This window comes from Glaciihabitans sp. UYNi722, assembly GCF_040549465.1.
Taxonomy (GTDB): Bacteria; Actinomycetota; Actinomycetes; order Actinomycetales; family Microbacteriaceae; genus Lacisediminihabitans.
The window spans coordinates 54,745-71,270 of sequence record NZ_JBEPTL010000001.1 but is presented as its reverse complement, the minus strand read 5'-3'; the positions used below and the strand labels follow the sequence as shown (position 1 = coordinate 71,270).

14 protein-coding genes and 1 tRNA gene are annotated in these 16,526 nt (G+C 63.0%); 7 read left to right on the top strand and 8 right to left on the bottom strand.

Annotated elements, in window-relative coordinates; all coding sequences use genetic code 11:
• Positions 1-5 precede the first annotated feature (5 nt).
• From ABIB56_RS00345 to ku, 3 genes are all read right to left on the bottom strand, one after another.
• Complete coding sequence (locus ABIB56_RS00345) at positions 6-824, bottom strand: Nif3-like dinuclear metal center hexameric protein (protein ID WP_354566735.1); 819 nt, start codon at positions 822-824, stop codon at positions 6-8.
• Positions 825-840: 16 nt separating this feature from the next.
• Positions 841-3,171, bottom strand: a complete 2,331-nt coding sequence (locus ABIB56_RS00340; protein ID WP_354566734.1) for a purine-cytosine permease family protein — start codon at positions 3,169-3,171, stop codon at positions 841-843.
• A 189-nt stretch (positions 3,172-3,360) separates the two neighbouring features.
• Positions 3,361-4,188 carry a non-homologous end joining protein Ku gene (gene ku / locus ABIB56_RS00335; protein WP_354566732.1) on the bottom strand — a complete coding sequence of 276 codons (828 nt, stop codon included), beginning with the start codon at positions 4,186-4,188 and terminating at the stop codon, positions 3,361-3,363.
• A gap of 117 nt (positions 4,189-4,305) precedes the next feature.
• Here ku and ABIB56_RS00330 point away from each other — a divergent pair, with 117 nt between their 5' ends.
• The 3 genes from ABIB56_RS00330 (at position 4,306) to ABIB56_RS00320 (ending at position 7,453) form a co-directional block, all read left to right on the top strand.
• Complete coding sequence (locus ABIB56_RS00330) at positions 4,306-6,759, top strand: ATP-dependent DNA ligase (RefSeq protein ID WP_354566731.1); 2,454 nt, start codon at positions 4,306-4,308, stop codon at positions 6,757-6,759.
• Between the two features lie 66 nt (positions 6,760-6,825).
• Complete coding sequence (locus tag ABIB56_RS00325; protein ID WP_354566730.1) at positions 6,826-7,146, top strand: DUF7882 family protein; 321 nt, start codon at positions 6,826-6,828, stop codon at positions 7,144-7,146.
• Positions 7,147-7,264: 118 nt separating this feature from the next.
• Positions 7,265-7,453, top strand: a complete 189-nt coding sequence (locus tag ABIB56_RS00320) for a hypothetical protein (RefSeq protein ID WP_354566729.1) — start codon at positions 7,265-7,267, stop codon at positions 7,451-7,453.
• Between the two features lie 20 nt (positions 7,454-7,473).
• Here ABIB56_RS00320 and ABIB56_RS00315 read toward each other — a convergent pair whose 3' ends face one another.
• Both ABIB56_RS00315 and ABIB56_RS00310 read right to left on the bottom strand, forming a co-directional pair.
• Positions 7,474-8,433 carry a sigma-70 family RNA polymerase sigma factor gene (locus tag ABIB56_RS00315; RefSeq protein ID WP_354566727.1) on the bottom strand — a complete coding sequence of 320 codons (960 nt, stop codon included), beginning with the start codon at positions 8,431-8,433 and terminating at the stop codon, positions 7,474-7,476.
• A 272-nt stretch (positions 8,434-8,705) separates the two neighbouring features.
• Positions 8,706-9,320 carry a flavodoxin family protein gene (locus ABIB56_RS00310; protein WP_354566725.1) on the bottom strand — a complete coding sequence of 205 codons (615 nt, stop codon included), beginning with the start codon at positions 9,318-9,320 and terminating at the stop codon, positions 8,706-8,708.
• 131 nt (positions 9,321-9,451) lie between these two features.
• On the opposite strand from ABIB56_RS00310, the gene ABIB56_RS00305 reads away from it, so the two are divergent.
• The 3 genes from ABIB56_RS00305 to ABIB56_RS00295 all read left to right on the top strand — a co-directional run bounded on the left by ABIB56_RS00305 (position 9,452) and on the right by ABIB56_RS00295 (position 11,770).
• Positions 9,452-9,958 (top strand): hypothetical protein, encoded by a 507-nt coding sequence (locus tag ABIB56_RS00305; protein ID WP_354566724.1) that lies wholly within the window; start codon positions 9,452-9,454, stop codon positions 9,956-9,958.
• A gap of 189 nt (positions 9,959-10,147) precedes the next feature.
• Complete coding sequence (locus ABIB56_RS00300) at positions 10,148-10,831, top strand: hypothetical protein (RefSeq protein WP_354566722.1); 684 nt, start codon at positions 10,148-10,150, stop codon at positions 10,829-10,831.
• A gap of 453 nt (positions 10,832-11,284) precedes the next feature.
• Positions 11,285-11,770 carry a hypothetical protein gene (locus ABIB56_RS00295; RefSeq protein WP_354566720.1) on the top strand — a complete coding sequence of 162 codons (486 nt, stop codon included), beginning with the start codon at positions 11,285-11,287 and terminating at the stop codon, positions 11,768-11,770.
• Between the two features lie 61 nt (positions 11,771-11,831).
• Here ABIB56_RS00295 and ABIB56_RS00290 read toward each other — a convergent pair.
• The 3 genes from ABIB56_RS00290 to ABIB56_RS00280 form a co-directional block, all read right to left on the bottom strand.
• Positions 11,832-11,907, bottom strand: a tRNA-Val gene (locus ABIB56_RS00290).
• 304 nt (positions 11,908-12,211) lie between these two features.
• Complete coding sequence (locus ABIB56_RS00285; RefSeq protein WP_354566718.1) at positions 12,212-12,685, bottom strand: peroxiredoxin; 474 nt, start codon at positions 12,683-12,685, stop codon at positions 12,212-12,214.
• An 83-nt stretch (positions 12,686-12,768) separates the two neighbouring features.
• The gene (locus ABIB56_RS00280; RefSeq protein WP_354566717.1) at positions 12,769-13,638 is read right to left on the bottom strand and encodes an aldose 1-epimerase family protein; all 870 of its coding nucleotides are present in this window, start codon (positions 13,636-13,638) and stop codon (positions 12,769-12,771) included.
• A 161-nt stretch (positions 13,639-13,799) separates the two neighbouring features.
• On the opposite strand from ABIB56_RS00280, the gene aceE reads away from it, so the two are divergent.
• A complete protein-coding gene (gene aceE / locus ABIB56_RS00275; RefSeq protein WP_354566716.1) occupies positions 13,800-16,526 on the top strand; it encodes a pyruvate dehydrogenase (acetyl-transferring), homodimeric type in 2,727 nt (908 codons plus the stop codon).

Here is a 16,526-nt window from a genome sequence, read left to right as displayed (position 1 = left end):
GCTGGTTATTGGACAATCGTGAAATCCCATGGATCGGTGCGCACGTCGCTCACCGTGATCCGGATGCCGGGCAGGGCAGCCCGCAATTCCTCGGCGGCGATATCGAGCCACAACCATTCGCTGGCCCAGTGCGACACGTCGATCAACGCTGGGCCACCGGCGACGCCGGCGTTCTCTCGAGATTCGGAGGCCGGATGATGACGCAGGTCGGAGGTGATGTACACATCGGAGGCGAGCACCGCCGCCTCGCCCAGCAGGGAGTCTCCGGCTCCCCCACAGAGCGCAATCGTCTCGACGGTCTGGTCATACTCACCGGAGACCCGGATGCCGGACGCGGTTGCCGGCAGGATCTCACCGAGCAGCCTGGCCAGTCGGCCGAGCGTGGTCGGCTCAGCGAGTCGTCCGACGCGGCCGATGCCGCGAGTCGGCGTCTCCCCCGCGACGATGGGCAGCGCATCGACGAGGCCGAGGCGTGAGGCCAGGACGGCCGAGGTTCCGGTCTCCACGACATCCGCGTTCGTGTGGGCGGCGATCAGCGCGCAGTCCCCGCGGATGAGGCGCGCCAGCACCGCACCCTTGTACCGGTCTTCGGCGACAGTCGTGACGCCACGAAGCAGCAGGGGGTGGTGAGCAAGCAGAAGATTCGCACCGGCGGTGACCGCCTCATCCGCTACCTCGACGACAACGTCGACGGCGAGATGGATGGACCCGACAGGGGCCGCAGGATCGCCGGAGAGAAGCCCTGGGGCGTCCCACCCCTCGGCGCCAGACATCGGCCAGAGCCGTTCGACGGCGGCGCAGATGTCAGCGACGGTGTGAGGCATGTGGCCCAGTCTAGTTTCAGGCGCGATCGAGCTCTTGTCGTCGAATAGCCGGAACCCCGGCGACGAAAGGCGTGAGCAGACCGAGTACGAGCGCGACGAGAACGCCGATGTCCGTGCCGGCGAACTCGCCATTCAGCGGGACTCTGAAGGCCGAGAAGAGATATCCCTCCCAACCGAGCCAGTTCACGGTGGCCGTAGTGAATCCGAGCCCGATCGCGGATGCCACCACCAGCATCGAGAGGTTGACCCAGTTCACTGCGGGATAAGCACCACCCCTCGCAAGCAACGACAGAGCGTCGAAGCGACGACGACGGATCATCATCTCGGCGGCGAAAATGCCGACCCAGGCGGCGACCGGCACGGCGAGCGTGGTCGCGATGTCCCGGAAGATGGGTACGAGGTCATCCACAGTGAAGGTCATGACGAGAGCTGCGGCGAAGAGCACAGCGCCCACCAGTACCGTGCCCCATTCACGTGGGAGTCTCAGCCCCGCCGATTGGAGGGCGAATCCCGCCGAATAGATGCTCAGCACCACACCGGAGAGAAGGCTCAGCACCGCCGCGGCCAGCAGCGGTATCGGAAACCAGGCGGGCAGCATGTCGCCGATGGTGTCGAGTGGATTCGTGACGAGACCTTTCGCAACCGTCGGGTCGGACGCGGCCAGGAGCGCTCCGTAGGCGATGAGGAGGAAACCGGGAAGAGTCGCGCCGAACGATGCCGACAGCATCGACGCCGCACCGGAGCTGCTCGGGCGCTGGTAGCGGGCGAGATCGGCACTGCTGCTCGCCCAGGCCAGGCCGATGAAGCTGAAGACCAGGACAACGCCGGTGACCACGAGAATCCATTGGCCGTCGCCCACGGTGAGGGCCTTGGAAATACTCACCGACGGCCAGGTGGCGACGACGACGGCCACGAGAAGAATGGCGGAGACGATAGTCAGCACCAGCTGGATTCGCGCAAACAACCGATAGCCGAGAAAGGCGATGACGAGGGCGATCACGAAACCGACGGCCATCGCCAACAGCGTGAGTTGCAGTTCGGTGAATGAACCTCCGAGCTTCGCGCCGGTCAGGATCCGACCTGCCGAAGCGGCAATGATCCAGAGCAGCACCGCACCCCAGAACAGGCGGACGATGACGGCGAGTACGGCCGGCACGATGTTGCCGACGAGCCCGAAGGTCGCTCGAGAGATCACCATGGTTGGTTGCCCGCTCCACTTGCCCGCGAGAGTGCCGAGGCCGAGAGGAATGAAGGAGATGGCAACGCCGATGAATGCCGACACGATCGCCTGGCGCAGGCTCATCCCGAGCGAGAACAGCGCGCCGCCGAACGCGATGCTGAGCACTGATGAATTAGTTGCGAACCAGAGCCAGAATAGTCGCGTCGACCGTCCGACGCGATAGTCGAGCGGTGTCGGTTCGCTTCCGCTCACCTCCAGGCTGAAGATCGACAGTGGGGTCGCGGATGTCGCGACACTCGCGATCTCATCGAAAGGCAGGTGTGCCGGCGCGCTGACGACCGGCTCTTCTGGAACGTCAGAAGCCTCCTCGTCTGAGCCGGTCACCAGGGAATCGAAGTCCGAGGATGCCGCAGGCTGCGGAGCGAAGCGTGAGTAGGCCTGGGGCGGCTCGACCAGCGGAGGCGGGTTCGTCGGGGGGACTGGCGCTGGAACAGGCTCGACAGCGACCGGAACCTCAGGAATCACCTCGATGAAACCGGTCTTCACCTCTTCGATATAGTCGAGCGCCTCTGGCGTACCGATCGCCTGCACCGTGTTCTCCCACTCCTGAAACGTCCGCGCCTCCTGCTGTCGCAGGCGCAGGTGCTCCTCGAACTTGTCGAACACGCTGGCGATCCCGTTAGGTTGGCGGGATTCCTCACTCAGCGATCGAACCAGTTCGTCGTCGGGCAGGGACGTCCGTGCCGGCGGACTGGGGAAGGCCGCTGGGGACTGCATCGAGGGGACGGCTGCGCTGAGTTCGGCGGGAGGGTCGTCGGTCTCAGCTGCGGGAGGCTCAGGAGTCGGAGCGTCAGCCGGGTCAGGTTCTGGACGCTGAACGGACGGTCCGGATGGCGCCGGCAGTTCGGCAAGCGGAACCCGGGCGACAGCGGTGACGGGGCGGATGATCTGGATCGGTCCGGAATAACCAAGTCGAACCGCCTCGTCGGCCAGAGCATCGGCCAGAGCGTCGTCGTCGTAATCCCGCTCATCATCGGAAACGATCGACTCGTCCGGCTGCCTCGAAGCGACCGCCGGTGGCGGCGCGAATGTGGAGCGTCGGGGTCCTGTGGGAACCGACGGCGTCGCAGCGGAGGATCTCTCGCCGGCGTCGTCGTGGTTAGCCATGCCCACATGATATTGGCGCGCAGCAATTTCTCAGGATGACGGGCCGAAGGCAATGAAACATTGGTCTCAAACTTCCGAATCGCTATCGCTGCCGACGGCGTCCTGGCCTTCGATTTCGAATCCGATCGTCACGGAACTCCTCATAGAGCTTCGGATCCTTCAGTCGCGGGTTTCGTTCACCGGGCATCGCTATCCCTTCTTCCGTGAGGTCTTCTTCGCCGGGGCACTGCTGCGGTTCTTCTCGACACTCTTGCGGAGCGCCTCCATCAGGTCGATCACCTCGCCGCCGCCTTCCTCCGGCTCCTCTTCCTCACCGAAAGTCTTCGCGGTATCGAGCGCATCGCCCTCCTTGAGCTTGGCGTCGATGAGCTTCTTCAACTCCTCCTGGTATTCGTCGCTGAACTTCTCCGGGCTGAAATCCGATGCAAAACTATCGACGAGCGCCGACGACATCTCGAGTTCCTTGGCCGACACCCGTGTCCGTTCCTCGAGCGCGGGAAACTTCGCTTCGCGCACCTCGTCGTCCCAGAGCAGCGACTGCAGCATGAGCACGTTGTCATGCACCCGAAGGGCGCCGAGTCTCGTCTTCTGCCGCAGGGCAAAGTGCACGATGGCCGTGCGATCTGTCTCTTCGAGAGTTCTTCGCAACAGCGCGTAGGCCTTCGGCGACTTCGAATCCGGTTCGAGAAAGTAGCTTCGGTCGAACATGATCGGATCGAGCTGATCGCTCGGCACGAACTCGACCACCTCGATCTCGCGGCTTCGCTCCGCAGGGAGAGTCGACAGGTCGTCGTCGGTGAGCACGACCGTCTTGTCGCCGTCATCGAAGGCCTTGTCGATGTGGTCGTAGCTCACGATCTTGCCGCAGATCTCGCACCGACGCTGGTACTTGATGCGACCGCCATCCTTGTCGTGCACCTGGTGCAGGGAAAGGTCATGATCCTCGGTCGCGCTGTACACCTTGACGGGTACATTCACGAGACCGAAGGTGATCGCGCCGGTCCAGATTGCTCGCATATTCCTATTCCACACCAGGCGGCCCTCCGTGCGCGCGGGGCTTGACCCTTTCGCGTTTCGGAGTAGGTTTTGGGCAGTCCCGGCCTTTCTAGCGCCCGGCGCTGCGAGCGAGGACAGATGGCATCCGAATCACAAACCGAGAAAGTCACTGTCGACGGTCACCGCATCACGCTGACGAACCTCGACAAGGTGCTCTACCCCTCGACCGGTACGACCAAAGGCGATGTTCTCGCCTACTACGCGGAGATCGCCACTGTTCTGATCCCCCATGCAGCCAACCGCCCGGCCACGCGCAAACGCTGGGTTCACGGGGTGGGGACTGCGGATGACCCCGGCCAGATGTTCTTCCAGAAGAACCTCGACGATTCAACGCCGTCCTGGGTCAAGCGCCGCACCATCGAGCACAAGGACCACAGCAACGACTATCCGCTCGTGAACGATACGGCGACACTCATCTGGCTCGGTCAGATCGCAGCCCTCGAGATCCATGTTCCGCAGTGGCAATTCGGCCGCACCGGAACACCGCGTAACCCCGACCGCCTCGTGCTCGACCTCGACCCTGGCGAGGGCGCCGGCCTTGCAGAGTGCGTGGAGGTCGCGAAGCTGGTTCGCGACATCCTCACCGACATGGGACTCTCCGCCATGCCGGTGACCAGCGGCAGCAAAGGCATCCACCTCTACGCCGCACTGGACGGAAAGCAGACCTCTGACCAGGTCTCAGCCGTCGCCCACGAACTCGCTCGCTCCCTCGAAGCCGATCATCCGGATCTCGTGGTCAGCGATATGAAGAAAGCCCTCCGCCCGGGCAAGGTACTGCTCGACTGGAGCCAGAACAACGGTTCGAAGACCACCATCACGCCCTACTCGCTGCGTGGCCGTGAATTCCCCATGGTGGCCGCACCCCGTACCTGGCGGGAGCTGGCGAGCAAGGATCTGGTCCAGCTCGACTACCGCGAAGTGCTGCGCCGTGTGAAGAGACGCGGCGACCCACTCGCCGACCTGACGAGCGGGCACCTCGACTCACTCGAACCAACAGAGTCGCACCTGCGAGACTTCGCCGCGACGCCGACGGCCGCCGACCGGCTGGAGAAGTATCGAAGCAAACGTGACGCCGCGAAGACGCCGGAGCCGGTTCCGCAGGAACGCGCGACTTCGAGCGACGGAAAGTCCTTTGTGATCCAGGAGCATCATGCCCGCAACCTTCACTACGACTTCCGCCTGGAACATGACGGCGTGCTGGTGAGCTGGGCACTTCCGAAGGGTATTCCGACCGATTCGAAAGGCAACCATCTCGCGGTCCAGACCGAGGATCATCCGCTCGAGTACGGTGCCTTCGAAGGCATGATCCCCGCCGGAGAGTACGGCGGCGGCGAGGTGAAGATCTGGGACGCCGGACACTACGACCTGGAGAAATGGCGAGACGACGAAGAGATCATCGTGACGTTGCACGGGGAGAAGAAGGGCGGACTGGGCACACCACGACGTTTTGCGCTGATCCATACCGGCGGCGACGGCAAGGCCGCCCAGAACTGGCTGATCCATCTCATGAAGCCGGTCGCGACATCCGCCGACATCACGCGGCCCAGGACAGTCGCGCCCCGCGCGAAAACCACGGACTTCTCCCCCATGCTCGCGACCCTCGGCACGGCGAAGGACATCACCGCTGAGGAGGGCTGGGCATTCGAAATGAAGTGGGATGGCATCCGCGCGATCGCCCGTGTTCAAGATGGGAAGGTCACGCTGACCAGCCGCAATGGTAAAGATCTCACAGCCACCTACCCGGAGTTGAAAGTCCTCACAGATGTCGTCTCGGTCGACAGCGCTACTTTCGACGGTGAGATCGTGGCCTTCGATAAACGCGGCCGACCCGACTTCGGCCTGCTGCAGAACCGCATGAATCTCAGTTCCCCACGCGATGTGGAACGGGCAGCCAGATCAGTCTCAGTGAACTACCTCGTCTTTGACGCCCTGGAGATCGACGACGAGTCGCTCCTCACCACAGCCTACGACGACCGGCGCGCGGCGCTCGAGGGTATCGTCTCCACGACGCCTGGCGCCGTCGTCCAGGTGCCCGCAGCCTTCGCTGGTGACCTCGAGCACGCCATCAAAACCAGCAAGGAACTCGGACTCGAGGGAGTCGTAGCCAAAGAGCGCGACAGCCGCTACGCGACGAGCCGCCGATCTCATGCCTGGATCAAGATCAAGCACCACCGTACCCAGGAGGTGGTGATCGGCGGCTGGCGGCCGGGCAACGGTCGACGCAGCGACGGCGTCGGTTCGCTGCTCATGGGCGTGCCGCAGGATGGGCATCTTCGCTATGTCGGTCGTGTCGGCACCGGCTTCAGCGATAAACAGCTCGACGAGCTTCACGCCAGGCTCGCGCAGCGATCCCGCACGACGACACCGTTCGAAGATGTGCCGACGGCCGACGCCGCCGACGCCCACTGGGTGACGCCGGACCTCATCGGAGAGGTCGAATTCGCCGAATGGACGGCCACCAGACGTCTTCGCCAGCCCTCGTGGCGTGGTTGGCGCCCCGACAAATCTGCGGACGACGTGCGATTGGAGTGACGCGTAGTAACCTTCGAATCAGACCACGAGAGGAGCACCTCTCGCACCACGAAAGCAGGCGTCCCGTTGGGAAAATTACTGTACGGCCCGACCATCGAGATCATCTTCGACGACCGCGTTCTCGCGCACCTGCAACTGGTGATCGGTGCGAAACTGCGTCGTGACGAAAGCTTCTTCTTCTCCTGGCGCGATGAGCAGAGTGTCGGCGACGGACGCAGCACGATCTGGCTCGACTCGGCCATCCCGATGGTGTTCCGTTACAACGGCGGACGGATGCCCAAGATCAACCGTGAGTGGCTCGAGTTGCTCACCCAGTCCTCCAACAGTGCTGCGGGTCTTCAGCTTACGGAAGAGGTCGGTGCGCTGGGAAAGACCAGCGAGGAATAGGCGCCTACACGCGACACGAGTTGCGTCAAGGCCTTGAGGCTCGATCGGGGTGGGCCTACCGTCAAACAATGCCGAGACGACAATGACGTCTAGGAGGGTGAGAGGGGGATTCCCTGCAATGCCAGAGAATCGAGATCGGTACCACGAGTACACCAGCGTCGGACCCGAAGACGAAGAAGCGAAAGAGAAATACGAAGAACACGTTGATCCCGAGGCATTGGTTTCTGAAAAGCCTCCGAGTGAGAATGACGACATCTCGTTCGAGCAAGCCCAGGAAGAGCAGGAAAATCCCGAGTTCAGCGACTGAAGTGGCGGGGTCGGGTTCGCTCAGGCGAGGTATGACTTCAGATCGGCGCTGCGCAGCCTCTTGAGGCTGCGCGTCTCCAGCTGGCGCACCCGCTCGCGGGTGATGCCATACAGTTCTCCAACCTCATCGAGGGTGAGGGCCTTGCGGCCTTCCAGCCCGAAACGGAGACGGATGACTGTGGCATCTCGCGGCGGCAGCGCGTCGAGCTTGCGGCGAATGTCGTCATAGCGCAGGCCGAGTTCGACGCTCTCGAAAGGCTCCGGAGTGTCGGCGTCCTCGATCAAGTCGCCGAGTTCCGTACTGCCATCGTCACCGATGGGCAGGCCGAGCGAGATGGTGTCGTGGTCGGTCTTGTCGAGCCTGAGCACTTCTTCCACGCTCACCTGCGCGGCATCCGCCACCTCGACGATCGTGGGGGTGCGTCCGAGTTCAGCCCCCAGGTCACGACGCACCCTGTCGAGCTTGTCCATCTTCTCGACGGTGTGCACCGGAATGCGGATGATGCGGCTCGAGTCGGCTATTCCGCGCAGTACCGACTGCCGGATCCACCAGGTCGCGTAGGTGGAGAACTTGTTGCCGATCGTGTAATCGAACTTCTCGACCGCGCGCACCAGACCGAGATTGCCCTCCTGGATCACATCCATGATTGGGAGCCCTCGCCCGGCGTAACGTTTCGCGATGCTCACGACCAGTCGCAGGTTGGAGCAAATGAAGGTGTCGTAGGCACGATCGCCGTCGCGAGCGAGCCACTGCAGCTCACGCTTCAGCTTCGCATCGAGGTCCGGCTCGTTGGCGATTCGTTCGTCGGCCAGGACGCCGATCTCGATACGACGGGCCAGCGAAACCTCTTCGTCGGCTGTCAGCAGTGGGGTACGACCGATCTGCTGCAGGTAGTCGCGGAGCGGATCGCTCGAGACCCGCGCGTCGCCACGCGCTTCGATGATATTTGCTTCAGAGACTTCGTATGCGGTGATACTCATTTGTGACCCCCAAAGTGGTTGGAACAAACCTATTGACCGAATTCCCTCAGCGGGAGGGGTTGACAAGCCGCCGAAAAATATGGCATAAAACACTGCGATCGTCGTACTGGGCGCGGCCGAGGAAAATCGTAGAACCGTCTCTCCTGCACCAGTCATCAAGAAGCATGCTGCGCTATACGAGACGGTCTCGTCTCGCTTGCTGCATCTGAGAAAAGGCTAAATCAGCTGCGACAAAAAAGTAGGGGCTTGACAGGGGTCGCGAAAAAGTGCCATTAAGACGCGGGATAGTTCGAAGCCTTGAGAGCCCGAGCGAGATGGGCGGCATTAGCCGCCATCGCGCTCGTCGCGCTTGCCACCGGGTCCGGTGTCGAATCGAGGTCTTTGTAGTCGACGGTCTGCATGGCCTCACCGTTCCAGTACGTGCCGCCCTGGGCAGGGATAGTGAAACCGACGTCGTTCAGTGCCTGGAAGAGATCCGCTGTCGCTTTGTGCGCGCCGTCTTCATTGCCGACAACGGAGACGATCGCGACCTTGCCGTAGAGATGTGGACGACCGGCAGCGTCGGTGAAGGAGAGCTCGGCGTCGAGTCGCTCCATCACGACCTGGGCCAGACTTGAGGCATGTCCCATCCAGATCGGCGTCGACACCAGCAGGATGTCTGAAGCCAGGATGCGGTCGCGCAGGGCGGGCCATCCATCTCCGCTTCCCATATCCGTCTCCACCCCTGGCGTGATCGACTGGTCGATGATGCGAACACTCTCGCCGGGCACTCCGTGGGCAGCGAGTTGCTCGAGTACCTGCGTTGCCATCAGCTCGCTGCTCGAGGGCTTGGGCGAGGGCGTGAGAGTGCAGACGAGTGCGATGGCGGTGAGCGGGGAGGGGTTCATGAACATCACTAGTACTCGCCAGCGCTCGGGTGATCGGTGGCGTCCAGCAAACTCCCAGAGGTACCGCGACAGGCGGCGCGGACGCGCGTCGAAGATGCGAAGCAGGTGGCGGCTGTGCAACGATCGAGCGCATGGGATTCTTCGACGCATTCAGGAGCAAGCCAAAGACGACGGCTCCCGACGATCCGCAGACGGGCTGTCACGCCCATCCGGTTGAGCCCTCAACTCACGAATCTCGCGCCGCCAAACCGCAGAGTGAGTGGACCCTCGAAGACCACGCGGCACAGCGTGCTGAGGAAGACGAGGCCGCCCAGTTCAGGGGCAAGCCCTACGTCGACTGGGTGCCGCAGCTCGACAAACTCCGCAGCGAGAAGCGTGATGACGAGTTGCTCGAACTGCTAGTCGGAATTCTGGATGCGACCGACAGGCACGCGACGGTCACCGGGCAGGAACCGGCACAGGGCTATTACAAGCAGGCCGCCATCCTTTACCGGCGTCGAGGAGACATCCCCGCCGAGATCGAAGTGATCGAACGCTGGGAGCGCGCCTGCCCTCCTGACTACCGTCCGGGCCTTGACGGCTGGTCCACCGTGCGCAAGGCACGCGCCAGGGAACTGCTCGCCGGCGACCTTGAGTAGAACCTGCCTCCCGACGTGACACCTTGCCCCTCGGGCCAGGGTTTTCGATGGTTTTCGAGAGGTGAGGATGATGCGAATCAGCGAGGTCGACCCGGCCAGCATCGGCCCCCTCAATGCCAGAAAAGAGCCTCTGGTAAACTTCGTTATTCCTGCCGCTGGCATTCCTACCGACGCAGGAAACGCAGCCCTATGACTCTCACCCATCGAATCCCCACTGGCCGTCGCGCAACAGCGAAGCCCTCTCGACCGCTGGGACGGGTAAGGAGGGGCCTTGCCGTCGGTGCAGCTGTCGCGGCCCTGGCTCTCGCGGCTACCTGCGCCATCGCGCCGGCGGCTCCCCCGAGTGCAGCCGAGCAGTTGAATGCCTACATCGCTCACCATGGCCAGACACTCACCGTGTCCGACCGCGGAATGCTCTCGGTGACCCGTGATGCCTACTCGACCACCGCAGGCGTGCAAACGTTGTCTGCGAATGGCACCAACTACGACTGGGCCAAAGTGGTGCTGATGTCGGGTGGCTGGCCGACGACCGACGACAACGTGACAGTCCTTGTACGGTGGATGCGGCAGGAGAACGGCCCGGACAACTGGTGGAACCGCAACAACCCGATGAACAACGGATACGGCTCCGGCGGTGGTGGAGGAACGGGTTCGTACGCGAACCTCGTGATCGCCGCACAGAAAGCCGCCGAGAACCTCCAGCGCAACCCGAGTTTCAGCGCGATCGTCACTGCGCTTGCCACCGCAGCGCCGACGAGTATCACGGAACAGGCCATCTGGGCCTCGCCGTGGGCGAGCAGCCACTACGGTAACGGTTCACGCTGGCATTACACCCCGGTGCCCGTCGTGACGGCGCCGTCCTCTGCCTGGTAACCAATCCGCGCCGACAAAGGTTCGATGGCGATAGCACTACCCGAGCAGCATATCCTTAACGAGGAGTCTTCACTTAAACGCGAGGTGATCTCTTGAGCACAAGCAGAATCAAGGCAAACCCAGCTTCACGTGAACGACCTGAGGAGCGCTTGGTGAGCGTCGAAAGGCCGCCCGGGATCCTCGCCATCAGAAGTGGAACGCCCGCGCCCCTCGGCTGCAGTCGACACCGACACCGATACTTGTTCTCGGCTTCACCCTTCTCATTGTGACGCTCCTCGGATCAATGACCGCCGGTTCCATCGTGCTCCCGCCGCCACGAATCAACTTCGAGACCGACCGCGTACGGGAAATGACAATCAATGTTATCGCAGCCATTGTCACCATCGTTTCGACGCTGGGTGGAATGGCGCTCCCGGATGGGGATCCGAGGACACCCGCAAGCAGGCATGGCAATTGCACATCGCCTCCGCCGTTCTGCCGGTTATCGGACTGTTCAGAGCGGCTGTCACCCGCGTGCGCGAGCCCGCAAGCTTTACGAATGTCAGCATCGGCCTGTGGATCGCATGGGCCGTCACCAACGTTTTGGTGGTCATTCTGACGCTCGTCGGAGCCGCCGTGAGGGCGCGGCGGGTGAGCATGCTCGTACCAGTGAGCCCGGCCGATCCGGACGTCGAGTACGTCGTATCGACAGCCGCCGCCAAGTCGCGAACACTCGTGGAGATGGAGGCGCTGAAAACCGTTCACGCCACTGAGATCACCGCAATGGATGAAGCGTGGCGAGCTGCGATCGCCGACGCGCGACGGAACGGGAGACTCACCGCACGGACCGCCGATCACGCGACCCCAATCTCAGCGCTCCGCTGGCTGGTCGAGATGGCGGCCGACCCGGACTTCGTTCTGGCGGACCGCCCCAACGGGCAAGGACCGGTCTGGCGCTGATGCTCCGCCGTTAGCGGCCCACGAGCGACCCCGTCAAATATGTCGCTGAACAACGCTTTAGTGGTGGGCCCTACCGGGCTCGAACCGATGACATCCACGGTGTAAACGTGGCGCTCTACCAACTGAGCTAAAGGCCCGCAGCGGTTGCCACGAGGGCTTCCCGGCTACGACGAAACTTCATCGTACAGGCATCCGGCCATTCGTCGCGCACCGACCTACACTCGCACCGTGACCAAGACCAGCCCGACGAAGAGCGCCCAGAAGAAGACCGTCAAGACGCCAGGATGCCATCGCCGCTGCGCTCTCGAAACACGACTACCAGACGAATGTGGCGTCCAAGAAGGACATCGAATCGCTTATCGAAATTAATAACCGTCAACTGGTGATGATCACCGAACCGCAGAATATTCTGGGCCAACTCGACCCGGAAAAGAAGAAGGTTTAGACGGCGACCGGGGTCAACTCGGTGAGAGCAGCACGGTAGTCGGCTATCGATCGAGCCTCGCCAGGCGCGGTGACGAAGCTGGCACGGATGATGCCGTGGGAGTCGATGAGGAAGCTGGCGCGATTGGCGTAACCCTTCTCCTCGAGAAAGACGCCGTACTCTTTGGCGACCGAGCCATGCGGCCAGAAGTCAGCGAGCAGGTTGAACTCGTAGCCCTCCTTCTCCGCGAATGCACGCTGGGTGGCTTTGGAATCCACGGAGATGCCGATGAGTTCGATGCTCTTGTCGTTGAACAGCGCGAGGTTGTCACGCAGATCGCAGAGCTCCGTCGTGCAGGTGCTCGAAAAAGCCAGGGGGTAGAACACGAGAGCTACCGGCCTCTTGTTGCGGAAGTCGCTGAGCCTGATGTGCTCTCCGAACTGGTTCGGCAGTTCGAAGTCGGGTGCCTGGGTGTCATTCTCCAGAGCCATGATCATGTCCTTTCAGCCGAGCACGTGAACGCCCGGTAAACACGAGTGGCAATACTACGCCTGCGCCTAGCACATTCATGCAGTCAGGGCTGCTCGATGGTGATGCTGTAGGTGAACACACGGGATTCGCCGCCATGCAGCATGAACTGTGCGGGTTTCGTGTCGTATTCGCCCTCGAAATCCTCCGGCGCCGTCATACCGAACCACGGCTCGATGCAGACGAAGTCGCCCGGCGATTTCGACCACACGCCGAGTAGCGGGAAGTCGGCGAAATCGAGGGTGATACTCGGCGTGCCAGGCGCCGAGTAGAGCACCGAACGGCTGGCGAGCCCGTCGAAGATGATGGCATCCTCAACGAACAGGGACTTCTCGAGTTGCAGAGTTCGCCCCACCACCGGTGTCGGGCGGGCATCGGGCAGCAACAGCCCGTCAACGATCCGGCGGATGGGCGCCTTCTCGTCCACAGCGAACTCGAGGGTGTGCGCGTCTGGCGCGACACCGGCGGCGAGCGGCCACGCGAAGGCCGGATGCGCACCCAGCGACGCCGAGAACGCCTGGCCCCCCGTGTTCGAGACAGTGTGTCGCAGAATCAGCACGTTGCGGTCGACGCTGAAATCGACATCGAGCCGGAATGGGAACGGGAAGTGCGAGCGCGTCTCGTCGGTGTCCACAAGGGTGAAGACCACCTGGCGGTCGCTGATCCTCTCGGCTGCAAACTCTGAGTCGCGAGCGAAGCCGTGCTGGCCAATCGGGTAACCGGTTCCGTCGTGAATGAGCTGGTCATGCGGCATCCGTCCGACTATCGGAAACAGAACGGGTGCTCGCCGATGCCACGGGTCGCCACCCTGCCAGAGAAGTTCTCTCCCGTACTCATCGCGGAGGCCGCTCAACTCGGCGCCGCGGGAGTTCACCGAAACGGACAGCGCGCCACTGTCGAGGTCGAAAATGCTCATGGCCCCGACGCTACTCTCCGCCTGCCGAACGGGACTCGCGTACGACACACCCCGTCACGAGAACTAGAATCATTAAGGCTCTGCACACCAAGACCGACGGTCGAAACCCGATTGCGGTCGTGCGGGTCATAGTTTGTCCGCGAACAAGAACGAGGTCAACGTTGACGGTGAACGACCAGGATCCTTACTCGGTGAACCACACTGACAGAGACCCTGAGGAGACTGCCGAATGGCAGGAATCCCTCGATGAATTGGTAGCCGCGCAAGGTCACGAGCGCGCCCGCGAGATCATGCTGAGTCTGCTCAAAAGGTCCAAGGAGTTGCACCTCGGTGTGCCCATGGTCCCCACGACTGACTACCTCAACACGATCGCTCCCGAGAACGAGCCGGACTTCCCCGGCGACGAAGAACTCGAGCGACGGTACAGGGCGTGGCTGCGCTGGAATGCGGCCATCATCGTGCACCGCGCGCAGCGTCCCGGCATCGCCGTCGGTGGACACATCTCCACCTATGCGGGTTCTGCGACGCTTTACGAGGTCGGCAGCAACCACTTCTTCCGTGGCCAGGACCACCCGGGCGGCGGAGACCAGATCTTCTATCAGGGCCACGCCTCCCCCGGCATGTATGCCAGAGCGTTCCTCGAGGGCCGGCTGAGCGCCGACCAGCTCGACGGATTCCGCCAAGAAAAATCCCACGCCGCAGGCGGGCTGTCCTCCTACCCGCACCCGCGCCTGATGCCGAACTTCTGGCAGTTCCCCACGGTGTCGATGGGTCTCGGTCCGATCAACGCGATCTACCAGGCCCAGTCGAACAAGTACCTCACCAACCGCGGAATCAAGGACGCCTCCGACCAGCAGGTCTGGGCCTTCCTCGGTGACGGCGAGATGGACGAGGTGGAAAGCCGTGGTGCGCTCCAGCTCGCCGCGAACGATGGTCTCGATAATCTCAACTTCGTCATCAACTGCAACCTGCAGCGCCTCGACGGCCCGGTGCGCGGCAACGGCAAGATCATTCAGGAGCTGGAGAGCTTCTTCCGCGGTGCCGGATGGAACGTCATCAAGGTGATCTGGGGTCGCGAGTGGGACGAACTCCTCGCCCGCGACAACGAGGGCGCCCTGCGCGATCTGATGAACCGCACCCCCGACGGCGACTACCAGACCTACAAGGCCGAAAGCGGCGCCTACGTTCGTGAGAACTTCTTTGGCCGCGACCCGCGCACCCTCGAGATGGTCAAGGACTACAGCGACGACCAGCTCTGGGGCCTCAAGCGCGGCGGACACGACTATCGAAAGGTCTACGCGGCCTTCAAGGCGGCATCCGAGCACAAGGGGCAGCCCACGGTCATCCTGACCAAGACGGTGAAGGGCTACGGCCTCGGCCCCTCGTTCGAGGGCCGCAACGCGACCCACCAGATGAAGAAGCTCACGCTCGACAACCTCAAGCAGTTCCGCGACGTGATGAATATCCCGATCACCGACGCTGTGCTCGAGGAAAACCCCTACCTCCCGCCGTTCTATCACCCCGGTGAGAACGACGAGGCGATCCAGTACATGCACGAGCGCCGACGCGCGCTCGGAGGTTATCTCCCTGAGCGCCGCACGAAGTACACCCAGGTCGCCGTGCCGGAAGACGCGTCCTACGCCATCGCCAAGAAGGGATCGGGCAAGCAGGAAATCGCCAGCACCATGGCCTTCGCCCGCCTGCTCAAAGATCTACTCAAGTCACCGGAGTTCGGCCACCGGATCGTGCCGATCATCCCGGATGAAGCGCGCACCTTCGGTATGGACGCCTACTTCCCCACCGCAAAGATCTACAACCCCAACGGCCAGCAGTACACCTCTGTGGACCGCGAGCTGCTCCTCGCCTACAAGGAGAGCGCCCAGGGACAGATCGTGCACGTCGGAATCAACGAGGCGGGCGGCTTCGCAGCCTTTACCGCCGCGGGCACGTCGTACGCCACGCATGGGGAGCCGCTGATCCCGGTCTACGTCTTCTACTCGATGTTCGGCTTCCAGCGCACCGGCGATGCCATGTGGGCCGCAGGAGACCAGATGGCTCGCGGATTCATCGTCGGGGCGACCGCTGGACGCACCACCCTCACCGGTGAAGGCCTCCAGCACGCCGACGGCCACTCGATCCTTCTCGCCTCCACCAACCCTGCGGTCGTCTCCTACGATGCGGCCTACGGCTACGAACTCGGTCGCATCGTGCAGGACGGCCTCAACCGCATGTACGGTGGCACGCATCCGAGTCCGAACGTCATGTACTACCTCACGGTGTACAACGAGCCGATCGTTCAGCCGGCCGAGCCTGAGAATCTCGACGTGGACGGAGTGCTCAAAGGTATCTACCTGCTGAAGCCTGCAGAGACGTCAGGGCCGAAGGCCCAGCTGCTGGCGTCCGGCGTGGCGGTGCCGTGGGCCCTCGAAGCCCAGCAGTTGCTCGCCGACGACTGGAACGTTTCGGCCGATGTCTGGTCCGTCACGTCGTGGACAGAGCTGCGCCGCGACGGCCTCGCCGCCGAGGAGCAGAACTTCCTCAACCCCAACGCGGAGAAGCGCGTGCCCTACGTCACGCAGAAGCTCGCGGAGGCGGAGGGACCGTTCGTCGCCGTCACCGACTTCATGCACGCCGTGCCTGACCAGATCCGCCAGTTCGTGCCCGGAGATTTCGCAACCCTCGGCGCCGACGACTTCGGCTTCTCCGACACCCGTGCCGCTGCCCGTCGATTCTTCAAGATCGACGGACCGTCGCTTGTCGTGCGCACTCTCGAGTCGCTGGCGGCACGCGGCCAGGTCGACCCGAGTGTGCCCCAGCAGGCGATCGATAGGTATCGGCTGCACGACGTGAACGCGGGCTCCACCGGCTCGGCGGGCGGCGAGAGCTAA